Origin of the sequence: Brevundimonas alba (genome assembly GCF_011927945.1) — a bacterium.
GTDB classification, from domain to species: Bacteria; Pseudomonadota; Alphaproteobacteria; order Caulobacterales; family Caulobacteraceae; genus Brevundimonas; species Brevundimonas alba.
Map to the genome: position 1 here is coordinate 1,838,914 of NZ_JAATJM010000001.1, position 17,287 is coordinate 1,856,200.

General features: G+C 68.0%; 19 protein-coding genes and 2 pseudogenes. 17 read left to right on the top strand and 4 right to left on the bottom strand.

Annotated elements, in window-relative coordinates; genetic code table 11:
- Window positions 1-70: 70 nt before the first annotated feature.
- From GGQ87_RS08955 to GGQ87_RS09030, 17 genes and pseudogenes are all read left to right on the top strand, one after another.
- A pseudogene (locus GGQ87_RS08955) lies at window positions 71-1,323 on the top strand (phage major capsid protein).
- Between the two features lie 139 nt (window positions 1,324-1,462).
- On the top strand, window positions 1,463-1,729 hold the full coding sequence (locus GGQ87_RS08960; protein WP_168046688.1) for a head-tail connector protein: 267 nt from the start codon (window positions 1,463-1,465) through the stop codon (window positions 1,727-1,729).
- The gene (locus tag GGQ87_RS08965) at window positions 1,726-2,019 is read left to right on the top strand and encodes a head-tail adaptor protein (protein WP_168046690.1); all 294 of its coding nucleotides are present in this window, start codon (window positions 1,726-1,728) and stop codon (window positions 2,017-2,019) included. The genes GGQ87_RS08960 and GGQ87_RS08965 overlap by 4 nt, the downstream gene beginning before the upstream one ends.
- Window positions 2,016-2,420, top strand: coding sequence for a DUF3168 domain-containing protein (locus GGQ87_RS08970; RefSeq protein ID WP_168046692.1), 405 nt, complete (start codon window positions 2,016-2,018; stop codon window positions 2,418-2,420). Before GGQ87_RS08965 ends, GGQ87_RS08970 begins: the two co-directional genes overlap by 4 nt.
- A gap of 2 nt (window positions 2,421-2,422) precedes the next feature.
- Window positions 2,423-2,833 (top strand): phage major tail protein, TP901-1 family, encoded by a 411-nt coding sequence (locus GGQ87_RS08975; protein ID WP_168046694.1) that lies wholly within the window; start codon window positions 2,423-2,425, stop codon window positions 2,831-2,833.
- Window positions 2,833-3,126, top strand: a complete 294-nt coding sequence (locus tag GGQ87_RS08980; protein ID WP_168046696.1) for a GTA-gp10 family protein — start codon at window positions 2,833-2,835, stop codon at window positions 3,124-3,126. The genes GGQ87_RS08975 and GGQ87_RS08980 overlap by 1 nt, the downstream gene beginning before the upstream one ends.
- Window positions 3,123-3,299, top strand: a complete 177-nt coding sequence (locus tag GGQ87_RS08985; protein WP_245161449.1) for a phage tail assembly chaperone — start codon at window positions 3,123-3,125, stop codon at window positions 3,297-3,299. Before GGQ87_RS08980 ends, GGQ87_RS08985 begins: the two co-directional genes overlap by 4 nt.
- Entirely contained in the window at window positions 3,292-3,819 is a 528-nt protein-coding gene (locus tag GGQ87_RS08990) for a phage tail tape measure protein (protein WP_168046698.1), read from the top strand. Before GGQ87_RS08985 ends, GGQ87_RS08990 begins: the two co-directional genes overlap by 8 nt.
- A 37-nt stretch (window positions 3,820-3,856) precedes the next feature.
- Window positions 3,857-4,486 (top strand): DUF2460 domain-containing protein, encoded by a 630-nt coding sequence (locus tag GGQ87_RS08995; protein ID WP_168046700.1) that lies wholly within the window; start codon window positions 3,857-3,859, stop codon window positions 4,484-4,486.
- Between the two features lie 2 nt (window positions 4,487-4,488).
- Entirely contained in the window at window positions 4,489-5,142 is a 654-nt protein-coding gene (locus GGQ87_RS09000; RefSeq protein ID WP_168046702.1) for a baseplate hub domain-containing protein, read from the top strand.
- Window positions 5,139-5,603: an NlpC/P60 family protein gene (locus tag GGQ87_RS09005; RefSeq protein WP_168046704.1), complete on the top strand. Its 465-nt coding sequence runs from the start codon at window positions 5,139-5,141 to the stop codon at window positions 5,601-5,603. The genes GGQ87_RS09000 and GGQ87_RS09005 overlap by 4 nt, the downstream gene beginning before the upstream one ends.
- Window positions 5,603-7,599, top strand: a pseudogene (locus GGQ87_RS15670) (baseplate multidomain protein megatron); the annotation flags it as partial. The gene GGQ87_RS09005 and the pseudogene GGQ87_RS15670, both read left to right, overlap by 1 nt.
- A gap of 288 nt (window positions 7,600-7,887) precedes the next feature.
- Window positions 7,888-9,321: a GTA baseplate fiber-binding domain-containing protein gene (locus GGQ87_RS15410; protein WP_245161548.1), complete on the top strand. Its 1,434-nt coding sequence runs from the start codon at window positions 7,888-7,890 to the stop codon at window positions 9,319-9,321.
- Window positions 9,322-9,419: 98 nt separating this feature from the next.
- Complete coding sequence (locus GGQ87_RS09015; protein ID WP_168046706.1) at window positions 9,420-10,343, top strand: DnaJ C-terminal domain-containing protein; 924 nt, start codon at window positions 9,420-9,422, stop codon at window positions 10,341-10,343.
- The gene (locus GGQ87_RS09020) at window positions 10,343-11,494 is read left to right on the top strand and encodes a phosphoserine transaminase (protein WP_168046708.1); all 1,152 of its coding nucleotides are present in this window, start codon (window positions 10,343-10,345) and stop codon (window positions 11,492-11,494) included. Before GGQ87_RS09015 ends, GGQ87_RS09020 begins: the two co-directional genes overlap by 1 nt.
- A gap of 80 nt (window positions 11,495-11,574) precedes the next feature.
- On the top strand, window positions 11,575-12,870 hold the full coding sequence (locus GGQ87_RS09025) for an adenylosuccinate synthase (RefSeq protein ID WP_168046710.1): 1,296 nt from the start codon (window positions 11,575-11,577) through the stop codon (window positions 12,868-12,870).
- Window positions 12,871-12,952: 82 nt separating this feature from the next.
- A complete protein-coding gene (locus tag GGQ87_RS09030; RefSeq protein ID WP_168046712.1) occupies window positions 12,953-13,759 on the top strand; it encodes a response regulator in 807 nt (268 codons plus the stop codon).
- 36 nt (window positions 13,760-13,795) lie between these two features.
- Here GGQ87_RS09030 and rpoH read toward each other — a convergent pair whose 3' ends face one another.
- The 4 genes from rpoH to GGQ87_RS09050 form a co-directional block, all read right to left on the bottom strand.
- Complete coding sequence (gene rpoH / locus GGQ87_RS09035; protein ID WP_168046714.1) at window positions 13,796-14,683, bottom strand: RNA polymerase sigma factor RpoH; 888 nt, start codon at window positions 14,681-14,683, stop codon at window positions 13,796-13,798.
- 205 nt (window positions 14,684-14,888) lie between these two features.
- Window positions 14,889-15,842: a ThuA domain-containing protein gene (locus GGQ87_RS09040; RefSeq protein ID WP_245161450.1), complete on the bottom strand. Its 954-nt coding sequence runs from the start codon at window positions 15,840-15,842 to the stop codon at window positions 14,889-14,891.
- A 20-nt stretch (window positions 15,843-15,862) separates the two neighbouring features.
- The gene (locus GGQ87_RS09045) at window positions 15,863-16,168 is read right to left on the bottom strand and encodes a GNAT family N-acetyltransferase (protein ID WP_168046716.1); all 306 of its coding nucleotides are present in this window, start codon (window positions 16,166-16,168) and stop codon (window positions 15,863-15,865) included.
- Window positions 16,169-16,196: 28 nt separating this feature from the next.
- Window positions 16,197-17,195 carry an RluA family pseudouridine synthase gene (locus GGQ87_RS09050; protein ID WP_425339272.1) on the bottom strand — a complete coding sequence of 333 codons (999 nt, stop codon included), beginning with the start codon at window positions 17,193-17,195 and terminating at the stop codon, window positions 16,197-16,199.
- Window positions 17,196-17,287: the final 92 nt, after the last annotated feature.

Genomic DNA, 17,287 nt, shown 5'->3' on the forward strand with positions numbered 1-17,287 from the left:
CGGCATTTCCAAGGGGCGTCCGCGCCTCGATCCCAACCGCATCCCGCGGTTTCTGAAAACCGGAGACACCATGAAAGAGACCAAGACGGCCTCGGGCACCCCCGAGGCGCGCGCCGCCATGCATGAAATGATGGCGGCGTTCGAGGCGTTCAAAGGGGCGAACGACGCCCGGCTGGACGAAATCGAGCGCAAGGCCTCGGCCGATACGCTGCTGGAGGAGAAGGTCGCCCGTATCGATCAGGCTGTCAGCAGCGCCCAGGCGCGGCTGGACCGCGTGGTGAGCGAAGGGCGGCGGCCCAGCATCGGAGGCGAGGCTGCCGGTCTTTCAGTCGGCTTGCGCTCGCTCTCGCGGTCGCATGGCGAGGAGACGAAGTCCGCTTTCGACGGCTACCTCAAGACGGGCCAGTCATTCGGCCTCGAGCTCAAGGCGGGACTTTCGACTGCCTCGAACTCGGCCGGCTATGTGGTGCCGGAGCAGACCGAACGCGCCATCGAGCGCCGGCTGATGGCCGGCTCGCCCATGCGCGAGATCGCCAGCGTCCGTACCGTGGGAGCCGGCGTGTTCAGAAAGCCGGTCTCAACCGCGGGCCTGGCGGCCGGCTGGGTCGCCGAGACGGCGGCGCGGCCGGAAACGGATCCGGCGACCCTGGCCTTGCTGGAGTTCCCGTCGGCCGATCTCTACGCCAGCCCGGCGGCCACGCAGAGCCTGCTGGACGACGCCCTGATCGACCTGGACGAGTGGCTGGCCTCGGAAGTCGAGGACGCCTTCGCCGCGCAGGAAACCAGCGCGTTCGTGAACGGCGACGGCGTCAACAAGCCCAAGGGCTTCCTGAGCTACGAGATCGTCGCCGAGGCGAGCCACGACTGGGGGAAGATCGGCTACGTCGCGTCAGGCGCGGCCGGGGCGTTCTCGGGAACCAGTCCGACAGACCGGCTGATCGACCTCGTCTACGCTCCCAAGGCGCGATACCGCCGAATGGCCGCTTCGTCATGAACCGCAGGACCGTTTCGGCGGTGCGCAAATTCAAGGACAGCGACGGCGCCTACATCTGGCAGCCGGCGCAGCGGCCGGGGGAAACCGCCAGCCTGCTCGGCTATGCGGTGACCGAGATCGAGACCATGCCGGACGTGGCGGCCAATACGGCGGCGATCGCCTTCGGCGACTTCCAGCGGGGCTATCTGATCGTTGATCGCGCGGGCGTGCGGGTGCTGCGGGATCCGTATTCCGCCAAGCCCTATGTGCTGTTCTACACCACCAAGCGCGTCGGCGGCGGGGTGCAGAATTTCGACGCCATCAAGGTGATGAAGTTCGCCGTGAGCTGATCCCGGCTGAGAGAGGGGGACAGGCGGCGAGTACGCCGCCGCCTGTCTCGCGCCCCGACCAGATCGGCTTTGGCCGAACAGGAGACAGGCGGGCTGGAACGCTCGTCTCCCCCACCGCCACCAGAATTGCGAGGTTCCGATGACCGCACCCGTCTCGCTGGCGGAAGCGAAGCTGTTTCTGCGCGTCGAGCACGACGCGGAGGACGCACTGATACAAGCCCTGATCGATGCGGCCCGAGCTCGGGTCGAGGGCGATGTGGGCCTGTCGCTCACTTCCATCTCGCCCGCTCCGTTGCGGCTGGGAATCCTGTTGCTCGCCCTGCGCGCCTACGAGCGTGACGACCGGGAAATGTCGATCCAGCCTGTCGAGGCCTGGATTGCACCTTATCGCATGGTGCGGCTGTGAGACTCCTCGCCGGGCTGTTCGAGGGCGTGGAGAGCGAAACGCCCTACGGCGGACGGGCAGTCAGCTGGAACGCCCTCGGATCCGTCTGGCTGAAGCCCGGGCCCCGGCACCGGCGCGAAAAAAGCGAGCCGGGGGGCGCCCGAACCAGCGAGACGATGGCGGCGGAAGCGCGCGCAGACCCGCGCCTGACCGAGGATCGAGTGCTCAGGTTCGGCGGAGCCGACTGGCGCATCCGGTCGGCCGAAACCGTGGGCGGCATCGCCATTCTGACCCTGGAGCGAACGACATGAGCCACGAACTGGCCCTGCAAAAGGCCCTGATCGCGCATCTGGCCGGCGATGCCGGTGTGTGCGCCGTGCTTGGAGAGCCCCCGCGCATCTGGGATGCAGCGCCGGCCAGACCGGAGTTCCCCCACCTGCTGATCGGCCGGTCGGAAAGCCGTCCGGTCGGGGCCGACGGCGGCGGGGTGGAGCATGCGCTGACCCTGACCGCCGTCTCCCGATTTCGCGGCAGCGAGGAAGCGAAGGCGGTGCTGGCGGTGCTGCGATCGAGACTGACAGACGCGTCTCTGGCGGCGGACGGCGTGCGGACGGTGAGCCTGAGGCTGACCTTCGCGGACGTCTATTCCGCAGCCGATGGATTGAGAACATTCGCGGTGCTGCGTGTGCGCGCCGTCACCGAGGAGGACTGACGATGACGGCGCAGCGCGGCAAGGATATCCTGCTGAAGATCGAGGGGGCTCCCGGCGTATTCACGACCGTGGCGGGCCTGAGGGCGCGGACGCTGTCGCTGAACGCGCGGACCGTCGACGCCACGGACGGAGACAGCGCAGGCCGGTGGCGCGAACTGCTGAACGGCGCCGGCGTGAAGTCGGCGGCCGTGGCCGGGCAGGGTATTTTTCGGGATGCGGCGTCGGATGCGCTGATCCGGGAGGCCTTCTTCGACCAGACCGCCCGGATGTGGCGGCTGATCGTTCCGGATTTCGGCACGCTCGAAGGGCCGTTTCTGATCGCCGCGCTGGAATACGCCGGCGAGCATGAGGGGGAGGCGACGTTCGCCATCAGTCTGGCGAGCGCGGGCGAAGTCACCTTCGGCGCCGCCTGATGGCGACCAACGGGATGCGAGGCGAAGTCCTCATGAGCCTCGCCGGAGCCGAGCGGCGCCTGTGCCTGACGCTCGGCGCGCTGGCGGAAATAGAGACAGCGCTGGGCTGCGACGGTCTCGCTTCTTTGGCGGAACGAATGCGGTCCTTGTCCGCGGTGGATCTGACCGTGGTTCTGGCCGCGCTGCTGAGAGGCGGCGGTGAAGAGGTCCTCGCGTCGGGTCTGGCCCAGGCGCCGGTCGATGCGCGCGAGGCGGCGGAGGCGGTGGCCAGGGCCTTCGCGGCGGCGGCATGAAAACGCCTTGGGGCGAGATGCTGCGGATCGCCGCCAGGCTGGGGGTCGCGCCGGGGGACTTCTGGCGCCTGTCGCTGACCGAATGGCGGATGCTGACGGAAAACCCGCCTTCGGCCTTGCCGATGTCGCGGGACCAATTCGAGCAAATGGCGGAGGCGTGGCCCGATGACTGACGAGCCCGGAGACGAAGGCATTGCGTCCATGGCGCGCCGAACGGCCGAGGCGGCGGCGGCGCTGGACGGGCTGAAGGAACCGGCCGAGAGGGCGGCGGCCTCGATCGAGAACGCGTTCGACCGCGCGGGCAGCGGTCTGGCCCGATCCCTGGCGCGAGCGGCCGCGGATGGCGAACTGTCACTCACCGAATTGGTGCGCGCAGTGCTGGCGGCGGTGAACGCGGCAGCCGGCGGGCGTGGCGGCGGGCTGTCCGGCGCGATCGCTCAAGCGGTCGGATCGATCTTCTCGGGGTCCAGGGCCGACGGCGGGCCTGTCGCCGCAGGAGGCGCGTATCTGGTCGGGGAGCGGGGACCGGAGCTGTTTCGCCCGGCCGGTGCAGGCGCGATCGAGCCCGCCAGCGGGTCCAACATAACAGTCAACGTGCAGGTCGAGGGCGGGCCAGAAGCCCTGCTGAGGTCCGAAGCGCAGATCGCCCAGGCGCTCGCACGGGCGGTCTCTCTGGGCGCGCGCCGCCTCTAGGCTTCCGCGCTGCGGAACAATCCAAGGAGACATCGAGATGGCCTTTCACGAGGTGAGGCTGCCCGCGCGTCTGGCGTTTGGATCAACCGGCGGCGTCGAACGCCGAACGGAAATCGTGACGCTCGGCTCAGGCTTCGAGCGACGGTCCACGCCCTGGGCTCATGGCCGTCGGCGCTATCTGATCGGGGCGAACCTGAAGTCGCTGGACGACATGGCGACCCTGACCGCCTTCTTCGAAGCCCGGCTTGGACGGCTGTATGGCTTTCGCTTCCGGGATTTCGCCGACTTCAAATCGTGTCCGCCGAGCGGGACGATATCGTCTGTCGACCAAGGCATCGGCGCCGGCGACGGCGCGCGCACCGTATTCGATCTGACGAAGCGGTACGACGATGACCAAGCGGCGTGCGAACGCCGGATACACAAACCGGTCGAGGGCACGGTCGCGATCGCGGTGGATGGAGTTGAACTCGACGCGGCGGTTTTCGCCGTCGACCTCACGACAGGAACCGTCACGCTCGCGACACCCCCGGCCAACGGCGCCGTCGTTACGGCGGGCTACGAGTTCGACGTCCCGGTCCGGTTCGACGCGGATCGGATCGATGTGACGCTGGAAAGCTTCGCTGCGGGACGGATGGCCGCCGTGCCCCTCATCGAAGTGAGGGTCTGAGCATGCGCCAGATACCCGCCGAGCTGGCCGCCCGCATCGAGAGCGGGGCGTCGACCCTGTGCCATGCCTGGCTGCTGAAAAGAGCCGATGGCCTCCAGCTGGGCTTCACCGACCATGATCGGGACCTGGAGCTCGGAGGCATTACCTGCAGGGCCGCCAGCGGGTGGACAACGGGCGCAGCTGAAAGCGCGATCGGCCTGACGGGCGGATCGGCGGCAGCGGCGGGCGTTCTCGACGACATCGCCATCTGCGAAGCGGATATCTCAGCCGGCCTGTATGACGGCGCGCAGGTCGCGTTGTGGCGGGTCGATTGGCGCCGGCCGGACCTGAAGGTGCGGCTTTGGGTGGCGCGGCTCGCCCGGATCCGTCGGGAGGGCGAGGGGTTCACTGCCGACCTCGAGGGCCCGATGGCGGCGCTGGAGCGGGTGACAGGGCGCACCTATGGCCGCGACTGCGACGCGCAACTGGGCGACGCACGATGTCGGGTGGAACTCGACGGCTTCCCCGGCGCGGTTTGCGACAAACGCTGGGCCACCTGCGTCGGTACATTCAGCAACGGCGTCAACTTCCAGGGCTTTCCGGACATTCCCGGCGACGACTTCCTGACGGCTGCGCCGGTGCAGGGCGGTCGCAACGATGGTCGGAGCCGGCGATGAGCGCGGCGGCCGCGATTGCGGCTCGAGGTTGGCTGGGCACGCCCTATCGTCATCAAGCCAGCCTGAGAGGAGAGGGCGCGGACTGTCTCGGGCTGGTGCGAGGGGTGTGGCGGGAGCTGCTCGGAGCAGAGCCGGAAGTCGTGCCGGCTTACCGCCCGGACTGGGCGGAGGTCGGCGGCGAGGAAACCCTGCTGCGCGTGGCGCGGCGCTGGCTGACGGAAATACCTCTCGCATCCGCCAGGGCCGGTGACGTGCTGCTGTTTCGAATGGCTCCGGGCTGTCCGGCGAAGCACTGCGCGATCCTGAGCGAGGGCGCCCTGGCCGGCGGGGCCGAGCCGCGCATGATCCACGCCTACTGGGGTCGGGCGGTGGTCGAGAGCTGGATGGGCGTCTGGTGGCGGAGCCGGCTGGTGGCCGCGTTCGCCTGGCCTTCCCAAGGAACCGACAGGGAGATCGGCTGATGGCGCAGGTGGTTCTGGGCGGGATCGGGGCCTCGATCGGAGGCGGGTTCGGAGGCGCCCTCGGCGCTGCGCTCGGTGGAATGCTGGATCAGGCGCTGGTCGCCGGACTGGAGCCGGCGCGCCAGAAGGGCCCGCGGCTCAGCGCTCTTGCCCTGCAGGGAACGGCTGAAGGCGCGCCGATGGCCTGCGTCTTCGGCCGCGCGCGGGTGGTCGGACAGATCATCTGGGCGGCCCGGTTCCTTGAAGGCCGCAAGACATCGTCGGCCGGCAAGGGCGGGCCGCGCACGGTGGAGTACGACTACTCACTGAGCTTCGCTGTGGCCCTGTGCGAGGGCGCGGTGGATGGCATCGGCCGCGTCTGGGCGGACGGTCAGCCGATGGACCTGACAGGTGTAACGATGCGGCTGCATCGTGGGGCTGACAACCAGACCCCGGATTCTCTGATAGAGGCCATCGAGACCGGCGCGCCCGCGTATCGCGGTACGGCATACGTTGTGTTCGAGGACCTGCCGTTGGGCCCTTACGGCAATCGGCCGCCGCAGCTTGCATTCGAGGTGTTCCGACGGGCCCGCGGGTCGGAGCCGCGACTTGAGGACCGGCTCGAGGGCGTCTGTCTGATACCCGGTGCGGGCGAGTTCGTTCTGGCGACCGAGGCGGTCGTGAGGCGTGAAGGTCTGACGAGGACGGCGCCCGAGAACGTCCATGCCGGAAGTGGGGGGACAGATCTCGCGGTGTCCCTTGATCAGCTTCAGGCGCAGGCCCCCAATCTGAAACGGGTCAGCCTCGTGATCGGCTGGTTCGGCAACGATCTGAGGGCGGATCACTGCGTGGTCAGGCCGGGCGTGGAGCGTCTCGATAAACCGACCGAGCCGATGGTTTGGTCTGTGGCGGGTCTGATGCGGGGCGAGGCCCACCTGATTTCGCAGAGCGGCGGCGCACCGGCCTATGGCGGAACGCCGTCAGACGACGCCGTGCGACAGGCCGTCGCGGAACTGAAGGCACGCGGGCTGGAAGTGACCCTTTATCCCTTCGTCTTCATGGATGTGCCGGCCGGCAATGGCCTTCCCGATCCCGACGGCGCGGCCGAGCAGCCTGCCTATCCCTGGCGCGGGCGCATTCGGGGCGAGGACGGAGTCGGGGCGACGGCCGAGGTCGCGGCTCTCTTCGGCGACGAGGCCGGCTGGGGACTGCGCCGCCTCGCCCTGCACTACGCGCAACTGGCTGCGGAAACGGGCGCGGAAGGGCTGTTGTTCGGCTCGGAGATGCGGGGGCTGACCTGGACGCGTGATGCCGACGGCGGTTTTCCAGCCGTGGAGGCCTTCCGTGCACTGGCAAACGAATGCCGCGCCGTCGTCGGAGCTGACGTCAAGCTGTCGTATGCGGCGGACTGGTCGGAGTATTCCGGATGGCGCGAAGAAGCGGACGTGATCTTCCATCTCGATCCGCTGTGGGCTGATCCCGAGGTCGATTACGTGGGTGTCGACTGGTATCCGCCCTTGGCAGACTGGCGAGACGGCGACGGCGGCGTGGACGGGGAGGTCTTCTCCGGTCCGGACGATCCGGCGGCTCTGGCCGCGCAGGTCGCGGGCGGTGAGGGCTTCGACTGGTTCTATGCCTCGCCGGCCGACAGGGCTGCGCAACAGCGCACGCCCGTCGTCGATACCGCTCACGAAGAGAATTGGGTCTTTCGGTCGAAGGATCTGAAGGGCTGGTGGTCCAACGCACACCACGACCGGGCCGATGGCGTTCGCGCGGTTGAGCCGACTGCATGGGTTCCGGGTATGAAGCCGGTCCGTCTGACGGAGTTCGCTGTCCCGCCGTGGATCGGGGCGGCAACGCGCCGCACCTGTTTCAGGACGCCAAGAGTTCGGAGGGCGGGCTGCCTCCATTCTCCACCGGCGGCCGGGATGATCAGATGCAGCGCCGCGCGATCGAGGCCGTGCTGGGTCATTTTGCCGATCCGGACAACAACCCAGTGTCGTCGGTCTATGGCGGACCGATGCTTGAGGCCGCCGACCTCTGGTGCTGGGACGCGCGTCCCTGGCCGCACTTTCCGGGGCGATCGGATGTCTGGGCCGACGCCCCGGCTTGGCGCACCGGTCACTGGCTGAACGGCCGGCTCGGGGGCGACACGCGCGATCTGATCTCCGAAATCCTGAGGCGTGGCGGGCTTTCCGCGGGTGAGGTCGAGGTGGGTGCGTCCTCCGGAGAGGTGCAGGGCTACGTCATCGACCGGCCGATGCGGACGCGCGACGCACTCGAGCCCCTCCTGGCCGCTCTCGGCATGGTCGCGGCGGAGCGGGACGGCCGGGTGGCAATCGTTGGGGACGAGCCCGCGACGCTGGAGCTCTCCGCGGAAGCCTTGGCGCTTCCCGCCAACGGTGGAAGCGTGCGGGCGGATCGGACGCTCGAAGCCGCGCCGTCCGCAGCGAGAGTCAGGTTCATCGACGGCTCCCGGGACTACCAGACCGGTTCGGTCGTGCTCAGGACTGCGAGCGAAGGTGGCGGGCTGGACATCGACCTTCCCGCCGTATGTTCGCGCGCTCTGGCTCTGACCGCCGCGGCGAGACGGCTGGAGCAGGGCTCGGATCGCCTGACGCTGGCGCTTGGGCCGCTGGAGTCTCTGACAGTTGAGCCGGGCGATGTGGTGACGGTCGAGGCGGACGAGCGAAATTGGCGCGTTGGCCGGCGCGACAGGGACGAGACGCCTTCGGCCCTTCTCGAACCCACGTCTGGCGTCAGCATGGGCGAAGACGACGGCATCCCGTCGCCGGGAGAGCCATCGGGGCTGATCGGAGAGCCGTTCTTCCGCATGATAGATCCGCCGCCGCTGGCGGGCGTGGAGGAGGACCGCCGACCGATCGCCGTTGTCTCCGGCGACCCATGGCGACCGATGCGGGTGTTCGCTGGAGCGGACTCGTCGAGCCTGACGACGCGAGGGGACGTCGGCGAGCCGGCCACGGTCGGTATCCTGGCTTCGGCATTGGGCTTCGGCGTCTGCAATCGTTGGGACGAAGCCAACGTGCTGGACGTTCGTGTCGAAGGCCGGGCGCCGGAAAGCCTGTCTGTCCATTCGGTGCTGGCCGGCGGCAACGCCCTTGCCGTCGAGACGGCGTCGGGCTGGGAGATCATCCAGTTCCGTGCTGCGCAATTGATCGGGGACGGTATCTGGCGACTGTCGGGCCTGCTGCGCGGTCAACAGGGCACCGATGTGGAAGCCATGGAGGGCGCCGAAACTGGCACCATCGTTGTCTTCCTGGATCAGAGCACGGTGCGTGTGGCTTCGCCGTCGTCGGAACGCGGGCTGTCAATGGTCTGGCGAGCCGGTCCGGTCGGCGCGCCCGCCGGTGGAGCGGGTGTCAGCGATACGGCTTTCACGCCGGGAGGCCGGAATGACCGACCGTGGAGTCCCGCTCATTTGCGAAGCGCACTTCGAGTCGACGGCGGATTCGATCTCGGATGGGTCGCCCGCAACCGGATTGACGGGGATCGGTGGGACGGGGAGCCGGCGATGTCCGACTCCTTGCGCTTTCAGGTCAGAATTCTCGACGCCGGAGACCCGGTTCGCGTCTTCGAAGTCGACGCTCAGGCCGCGGTCTATTCCGCGGTGGATGTGGCCGCAGACTTCGAGGGCGATCTGGCCGGCGCCGAGGCAGCGGTGGCGCAGTGGGGCGAAGGCTACGGCTGGGGCACGGAGGCGCGCGTCCGGCTGGTCTGATCGTCGACGGGGACGCTTTTCGCCTGAGCGCCTTTGCGGTCTGATGCGAATGCCCTAACTGACAGGTCTGGTTTGACGCAGCAGGAGCGAACTCGAACGTGGCGGGCGATCCCTACAAGGAACTGGGCGTTTCAAGGGGCGCGAGCGCGGACGAGATCAAGAAGGCGTTCCGCAAGCTCGCCAAGGAGCTCCATCCCGACAAGAACCCCGGCAACCGCGAGGCGGACGAACGCTTCAAGCGTGTGACCGCGGCATTCGACCTGCTTGGCGACGCGGAGAAGCGCGCCCGGTTCGACCGTGGCGAGATCGATGCCGACGGGCGGGAGCAATTCGCCGGCTTCAGCGGCAGGACAAGAGGCGGTTCAGGCGCCAACCCGTTCGGCCAGGGCGGCGCCCAGCGCGGCGGATTCGAGAACATCGACCTGGACGATATTTTTGGCGGAATGTTCGGTGGCGGAGCGCGCGCGGGCGGTGGCGCTCGGGGCGGATTTCCCTCACGGGGTCAGGACGTCAAGGCGACGCTGGAGATCAGCCTTGAGGACTCCATCTCGGGCGCAACCCGGCGTATCCAGTTTTCGGACGGCCGCACGCTCGACGTGACCATTCCCAAGGGCGCAGCCGACGGCCAGACCATCCGGCTGCGAGGGCAGGGTGCGCCCGGTGCGTCGGGGCGCAGCGAAGCCGGTGACGCCCTGATCACGCTCAAGATCGCACCGCATCCTGTCTTCCAGCGCGACGGCGCGGACCTCACGATGGACCTGCCAGTGCCCCTGCCGGATGCCGTTCTCGGCGGCAAGGTTCCGGTGCGGACGCCGGAAGGTACGGTCAACATGACCATCCCGCCCGGATCGAACTCCGGCAAGGTGCTGCGACTGAAGGGCAGGGGCGCGTTCGTCGCCGGCAAGCGCGGCGATCTGCTGGCCAAGCTGATGGTCATGCTCCCGGACAGCGAGGACGAAGGCCTGACGAAGCTGGCCGAGGCCATGCGTGACAGGGGGGCTTACCGCCCCTGGCGCGACTGATGCCCGGCAAGCCGAACGCCAAACCCGCGCGGCCGTGGTTCTCCTCCGGCCCGACAGCGAAGCGGCCTGGCTGGTCCAGTCAGAGCCTTCCGCACGAGCTGCTCGGCCGCGGAATCCGCGCGCCGGAAGTCGTGGAGCGGTTTTCGCACGCCCTTCGGCGGACCCGTGATCTCCTGCAGATCCCCGCCGACTGGAAGCTTGTCTATGTGCCGGGATCGGATACAGGCGCCGTCGAAGCGGTGATGTGGTCGATGCTGGGCGAGCGCCCCGTTCAGGTACTGGCGTTCGAGAATTTCGGGCAGGTCTGGGCGACCGATCTCCGCGATCACCTCGACCTTCAGCCGGATGTGCTCACCGCGCCCTGGGGCCAGTTCCCGGATGTGGCCGGGATCGACCCCGCCAAGGATCTCGTTCTGCCATGGAACGGCACCACGTCGGGTGTGAAGGCGCCGGACGGCGACTGGATCGCCGCTGATCGCGAGGGGCTGGTGATTTGCGACGCCACCTCGGCGGCGTTCGCCATGCCGCTGCCCTGGGATCGGCTGGACGTGGTGACGTTCAGTTTCCAGAAGGCCTTGGGCGGGGAAGCGGGGCTGGGCGTCGCCGCCCTGTCGCCTCGTGCAATCGAACGGCTGGACCGATACACGCCGCCTCGCCCTATCCCGAAAGTTCTCCGTCTGCGCAATGGCGAGGGGTTCGACCAAGCGCTGGCCTCCGGATCGATGATCAACACCTTCTCGGTCTGGACCATCGAGGACTGGATCGACGGTGTGGAGTGGGGCTTGGCGATCGGAGGACTGCCGGCGCTCATCGCCCGCACCGACGCCAACGCCGCCGTTCTCGACGCCTGGGTCCAGCGGACGGACTGGATCGACTATCTTGCCGAGAACCCCGACATCCGGTCGACGACCTCGGTATGCCTGAAGTTCGTCGATCCGCGAGTCAGCGCCATGGATGAGACCGCCCGCCGGGATCTGGTGCTGCGGATGAAGGGTCTGGTGGAGGCGGAAGGGGCGGCCTTCGACGTCGAGAGCCATCGGAACGCCCCGCCCGGCCTGCGCATCTGGTGCGGGTGCACAGTCGACGCGGCCGACATCGAGGCTCTCACGCCGTGGCTCGACTGGGCGTTCGAAACAGCCTTGGCCGATTAATGCGCCGGTCAGGACGACACCGGACGATTCCCCCGCTATAGGCTGCGCCCGCATCCCAAAGTCGGTAGCGGAGAAACGTCTTGGCGAACGTCGCGGTGGTCGGCGCCCAGTGGGGTGACGAGGGCAAGGGCAAGATCGTCGACTGGCTGTCGAACCGCGCCGACGTGGTCGTACGCTTCCAGGGCGGGCACAACGCCGGGCACACGCTGGTCGTCGACGGCAAGGTCTACAAGCTGGCGCTGCTGCCCAGCGGGGTGGTGCAGGGCAAGCCTTCGATCATCGGCAATGGCGTGGTCGTCGATCCCTGGCATCTGGTCGGCGAAATCGAGAAGATTGTCGCGCAGGGCGTCGCCATCAGCCCGGACGTGCTGATCGTCGCCGACAACGCCTGCCTGATCCTGCCCATCCATCCCGCTCTCGACGTCGCGCGCGAGGCGGCGGCCAGCGCGCCCGGCGCCCGCATCGGCACCACAGGACGCGGCATCGGTCCCGCCTATGAAGACAAGGTCGGCCGCCGGGCGATCCGGGTCTGCGATCTCGCCAGCGCCGAGGACCTGAAGGTCAAGATCGACCGGCTACGGGCCCACCATGACCCGCTCCGCGCTGGGCTGGGCCTTGAGCCGATCGATCCGGAGGGGCTGCTACAGCAGTTGCTCGATATCGCCCCGAAGATCCTGCCCTACGTCCAGCCGGCGTGGCGGGTGCTGGATCAGGCGCGGCGCGCCGGCAAGCGTGTCCTGTTCGAAGGCGCGCAGGGTGCCTTCCTGGACGTGGACCACGGCACCTATCCCTATGTAACGAGCTCGAACACCGTCGCCGGTCAGGCCGCGGCCGGCGCGGGCATCGGCCCCCGCGGCGTCGGCTATGTGCTCGGCATCGTGAAGGCCTACACCACGCGCGTCGGCGAGGGGCCGTTCGCCTGCGAACTGAACGACGAGGTTGGCCAGCATCTGGCGACCGTCGGCCGCGAGGTTGGCGTCAACACCGGCAGGGCCCGCCGCTGCGGCTGGTTCGATGCGGTGCTGGTCCGGCAATCGGTGGCGATCAACGGGATCGACGGCATCGCCTTGACCAAGCTGGATGTCCTCGACGGACTGAAGACGCTGAAAATCTGCACCGGCTATCGGATCGGCGGCGAGGTGCTCGACTACCTGCCCTCGAGCCTCAAGGATCAGGCGGCTGCCCAGCCCGTGTTCGAGGAACTGGAGGGTTGGAGCGAGAGCACCGCGTCCGCCCGCAGCTTCCGCGATCTGAACGCCAATGCGATCAAATACGTCCGGCGGATCGAGGAACTGATCGGCGCCCCGGTGGCCCTGCTGTCGACCAGCCCCGAGCGGGACGACACCATCCTGATGCACGATCCCTTTCAGGGCTGAGCGCCCTAGCCGAAACGTCAGCGTTCAACGGGTCTTAACCCAACCCCATTAAGGATGACGGTCTGTCTGGAGGGCCTGCGTCTTGTTTGCTGTCGATCCTCGCGTTCTGGCGAAGGTGGCGCCGATCCTGAGGCGTGTTCTGGTCGTCGACCCGAACCCTCATGCCGCACGCCTGCTGACCGAGATCATCAAGGGGATGGGGGCGGGTGAGATCGTCGTCGAGCAGAGCCAGCAGCGGGCGCTACAGGCCGCGGCAGACCTCGAACCGGGGATCATCTTCACCGAACGCAACGGCGATAACCTCGAAGGCGAGGCGCTGGCTCGCGCCTTGCGCCGATCAAGCCTTCCCTGCCGTCGGGCGCCGATCATCATGGTCACCGCCGACGCGACCGCCAGCACCATCATCGGCGCCCGCGACAGCGGCGTGCACGAATTCCTCCGCAAGCCCTTCACGAGCGCCGACCTGCTCAAACGGGTGGAGAACGTCGCGCTGAAGCCTCGCGACTGGGTCGAGGCCGTGGGCTATGTCGGCCCGGACCGTCGCCGCTTCAACTCGGGTGAGTTCTCGGGCGACCGGAAGCGCAAGGCCGATCGGCCGGCGACCGGCGCGGCGGCGATGGCGGCGGCCAAGGATCAGGCGATGCGGATTCTCGCGGCCGCTCTGGATCAGTTCGACAGCGATCCGATGCAGGCCGTCAGGGCCATTCGGGAACAGGCGGCGACGCTGAAGTCGTTGGCGATGAAGGCGTCGGACTCGCGTCTTGCAGTCGCCGTGGGCGCGCTGGAGGTCACGCTGGCATCGGGCCCGCCTAGCAAGGCCACCCTTGCTGCGCCTATCGGATCGCTGCTGGCCATGGCGCCGCCGGAGCCGATGAAGAAGGCAGGCTGAGGCCGGCCCAGCCGGGCCTCAGCGCCTCGCCGAACATCAGGCGTCTACCAGGTTCCGCTCTTCGGCCGCGGCGCGCATCGCCTTCTGCAGCTTCTCAAACGCCCGCACCTCGATCTGGCGCACGCGCTCGCGCGAGACGCCGTACTGACCCGCGAGCTCTTCCAGGGTGACCGGGTCATCCTTCAGGCGGCGCTCTGTCAGGATGTGCTTCTCACGGTCGGTCAGCTCCTGCATCGCTTCCTCGAGCAGGCCCCTGCGGATCGACTTTTCCTCGTCCTCGGCGAGCTGGGTTTCCTGCGACACCGCGGTGTCGTCGGCCAGCCAGTCCTGCCATTCGCTTTCGCCATCCGCGCGCAGCGGCGCGTTCAGCGAGGCGTCGCCGCCGAGGCGGCGGTTCATGTTGGTGACCTCTTCCTCGGACACGCCCAGCTTGGTGGCGATGGCCGAGAGGTGCTCCGGATGCAGGTCGCCCTCTTCGAAGGCCGAGATCTGGCTCTTGGCCTTGCGCAGGTTGAAGAACAGCTTCTTCTGGGCCGCGGTCGTGCCCATCTTCACGAGCGACCAGCTGCGCAGGATGTATTCCTGGATCGAGGCGCGGATCCACCACATGGCGTAGGTCGCCAGACGGAAACCCTTGTCCGGGTCGAATTTCTTGACGGCCTGCATCAGGCCGACGTTGCCCTCCGAGATCACCTCGCCGATCGGCAGGCCGTAGCCGCGATAACCCATGGCGATCTTGGCCACGAGGCGCAGGTGAGACGTCACGAGGCGATGCGCGGCCTCGGGGTCCTGGTGCTCGGTCCAGCGCTTGGCGAGCATGAACTCTTCGTCCTTCGCCAGCATCGGGAATTTGCGGATTTCAGTCAGGTATCGCGACAGTCCCTGTTCAGGCGACATCACCGCGAGCGATCTAGCTACAGCCATTTGGTCCCTCCGACCGTGAGAACGAGCGGGCTCTGCGGAGACGGCCACCGGATGTGCGCCATCGCCTCGCCCCTCAACCGATGAGATAGGGTCGGGTTTCCGCTTTTGTCAGAGGCGGATCGTCACACAGAAGCGTGACCGTTGCCCCGGCGCCACTGCACCGAATGAGTGGTGGTATAGCGCAGAGTGCGTCCTTAATCAAGACTTACTTGGCCGAGGCCGCCCGGATTCGCAGCCGCGCCAAGTCCCAGGCGGTCGTGTCGCCGTTGTGCTTCTCCGGGTGCAAGGCCTGCAGGTCGCGGATGTCGCCGGCCGAACCAGCCCTTGCGGGAACCCCTTCCACAATCGCGAACGCCGTCAGCGCCGCCCAGTCCTGCGCGGCGGGATTGGCTGCCGCCGGCGCGTCCAGTCTGTGGGCTGACCAGCGGATTGCGTCGACGATCTGCCGCCGGAAGCGCGGATCGGCCCAGGTCGACGGCGTGTGGCCGAGGTTGGTGTAGAATAGCCGGCCCCCTCCCATTTCTCGCACCCAGGTTATCGGCACGGGATAGGGCCGGCGAATGGGCCCTGCCGACATGTCCAGCGTCTGAAGCACACGAACCCGATCGGGCTCGAAGGCCGTGTATTGGTAAATCTCCTCGGCGAAGTCGGTCCCGTCGGGCCACATCGAGGCGAGCGGATGGGAACGCTCGAGGTTCGTCAGGCGAATGGGCGTGCCCTGCGTCCACGGGTGGCCGTCGAAGCGTCCGCCTATGAACGCGGTGTACGCTTCCTGCCCGCCCTCGAAATCCAGCGCCGTATCGGCTGCGCTGTGGATGCCCACGAAACCGCCCCGGCCGCTCTCGATCCAGTCGACGATGGCGCTCCAGGTCTGGCGGTCGATCGGCAGGGAGCCGGTGGTGCCGAAAACCAGAACGTCGATATCGTTCAGGCGAGCGGCTGTCAGCTCGCGGGCATCCTGCGTCAGCTCGACGGCGAAGGCGCCGCTGTCGCGGGCCATTTCCTGCATGGCGATCTCTGATGGCGCCAAACCATCGGTCGGCCGGCGGGCGGTGTCGTGCACAAACCCCACCGACTGCGACAGATACAGAACCCGCACGGGCGCTCCTTCGGCAGTGGGCATCGAGCTGCATGCCGCGAGACCCAGCGCGAGAAACAACCCGGCCAGGAGACGAACCATCATAGTCCGAGGATCTGGCGATACGTCGGATGCACGACGTCGGCGTGTTCCGGGTGCTTCTGGAAGTAACCGGAGAAGAACGGGCAGACAGGCAGGATGACCAGGCCGCGCTCCCGTGCGTCTGCGATCACATGCTTCGCAAGTCGGCTGGCGATCCCCCGACCCTCCAGCGCCTCCGGCACCAGCGTCTCCGTGATCATCAGGTTCTCGCCGGACAGGTTGTAGATCACCACGGCCGTCCGTCCCTCGACGTCCAGCTCGTATCGGTGAGCGTCTGCGTTGTCGCGAATCTCGGGGTCACTCATCGCGGGCTTTCCCTTCCCGTTGGGCCGATCACAGGTCTGCAAGCAACCGCTCCAATTCCGTCATGTCGCGGGGAGGGGCTGTTTCAAAGCGTAGCTGGTCGCCGGTCACCGGGTGGACGAACCCCAAAACAGCTGCGTGCAGCGCCTGACGCTTCAAGCCAGCATCCGCAATGGCGGCCTTGACTCCAGCGGCCGGGCTGCCCGAGCCATAAACCGCATCACCGAGGATCGGCGCGCCCTTCGAGGCGAGGTGGACACGGATCTGATGTGTCCGACCGGTCTGAAGGGTGCAGGAGACCCGGGCGGCCATCGAGGCGCCGCCAGCCTTGGCGGGCTCGCCAAAGCGCCGTTCGACCACATAGTCAGTGATGGCATTGCGGCCGCCACTGTTCAGCACCGCCATCTTCTTGCGATCCGAGGACGAGCGCCCGATCAGCGTCTCGATACGGCCCTTCGCAGGGCTCGGCGCGCCGCGGGTCAGGGCGATATAGGTTCGCTCGATGTCGTGGGTCGCGAACAGGGCCGAGAGGCCCGCATGCGCCCGGTCCGACTTGGCCGCCACCATGACGCCCGAGGTGTCCTTGTCCAGCCGGTGCACGATGCCCGGCCGCGCGACACCGCCGATCCCGGACAGCGAGGCGCCGCAGTGGGCCAGCAGCGCGTTGACCAGCGTGCCGGTCTCCGACCCCGGCGCTGGGTGGGCCGCCATGCCGGCGGGCTTGTCGACCACAATCAGATCGGCGTCCTCGAACAGCACCGTCAGCGGAATGGCCTCGGGCGCCGGCGTCGCGGAGACCACCGGCGGCAGTGTGATTGTATACAGTCCCTCGCGGGCCTTGGCCGAGCCGCCGGAAACGGGCTCGCCATCGCGGGTCACCGCGCCTTCGGCGAGCAGCGCCTGCAGCCGGGCGCGCGACAGGGTGGGGAAGATCTCGGCAAGCGCCTTGTCGAGCCGCACCCCGCCGCTCTCAAGATGCGCCTCCAGAGCTGTGCCGTCCTCATCGTCGATCAGGGGTTCGTCGGACACCAAGCGCTCCGCCGCCGGCCGGGCGGTCCCCGATCTAGCACGCCCCGCCCGCGCCCCGGCAAGTCGCCAGCTTGGCTGTTCTGCGGAATTCC

Bases quoted from the DNA above. Each gene is read 5' to 3' on its own strand.
- GGQ87_RS08960 (WP_168046688.1), top strand. From the start codon at position 1,463: ATGACCGCACCCGTCTCGCTGGCGGAAGCGAAGCTGTTTCTGCGCGTC.
- GGQ87_RS08970 (WP_168046692.1), top strand. From the start codon at position 2,016: ATGAGCCACGAACTGGCCCTGCAAAAGGCCCTGATCGCGCATCTGGCC.
- GGQ87_RS08975 (WP_168046694.1), top strand. From the start codon at position 2,423: ATGACGGCGCAGCGCGGCAAGGATATCCTGCTGAAGATCGAGGGGGCT.
- GGQ87_RS08980 (WP_168046696.1), top strand. From the start codon at position 2,833: ATGGCGACCAACGGGATGCGAGGCGAAGTCCTCATGAGCCTCGCCGGA.
- GGQ87_RS08985 (WP_245161449.1), top strand. From the start codon at position 3,123: ATGAAAACGCCTTGGGGCGAGATGCTGCGGATCGCCGCCAGGCTGGGG.
- GGQ87_RS08990 (WP_168046698.1), top strand. From the start codon at position 3,292: ATGACTGACGAGCCCGGAGACGAAGGCATTGCGTCCATGGCGCGCCGA.
- GGQ87_RS08995 (WP_168046700.1), top strand. From the start codon at position 3,857: ATGGCCTTTCACGAGGTGAGGCTGCCCGCGCGTCTGGCGTTTGGATCA.
- GGQ87_RS09000 (WP_168046702.1), top strand. From the start codon at position 4,489: ATGCGCCAGATACCCGCCGAGCTGGCCGCCCGCATCGAGAGCGGGGCG.
- GGQ87_RS09005 (WP_168046704.1), top strand. From the start codon at position 5,139: ATGAGCGCGGCGGCCGCGATTGCGGCTCGAGGTTGGCTGGGCACGCCC.
- GGQ87_RS15410 (WP_245161548.1), top strand. From the start codon at position 7,888: ATGGTCGCGGCGGAGCGGGACGGCCGGGTGGCAATCGTTGGGGACGAG.
- GGQ87_RS09020 (WP_168046708.1), top strand. From the start codon at position 10,343: ATGCCCGGCAAGCCGAACGCCAAACCCGCGCGGCCGTGGTTCTCCTCC.
- rpoH (WP_168046714.1), bottom strand. From the start codon at position 14,683: ATGGCTGTAGCTAGATCGCTCGCGGTGATGTCGCCTGAACAGGGACTG.
- GGQ87_RS09045 (WP_168046716.1), bottom strand. From the start codon at position 16,168: ATGAGTGACCCCGAGATTCGCGACAACGCAGACGCTCACCGATACGAG.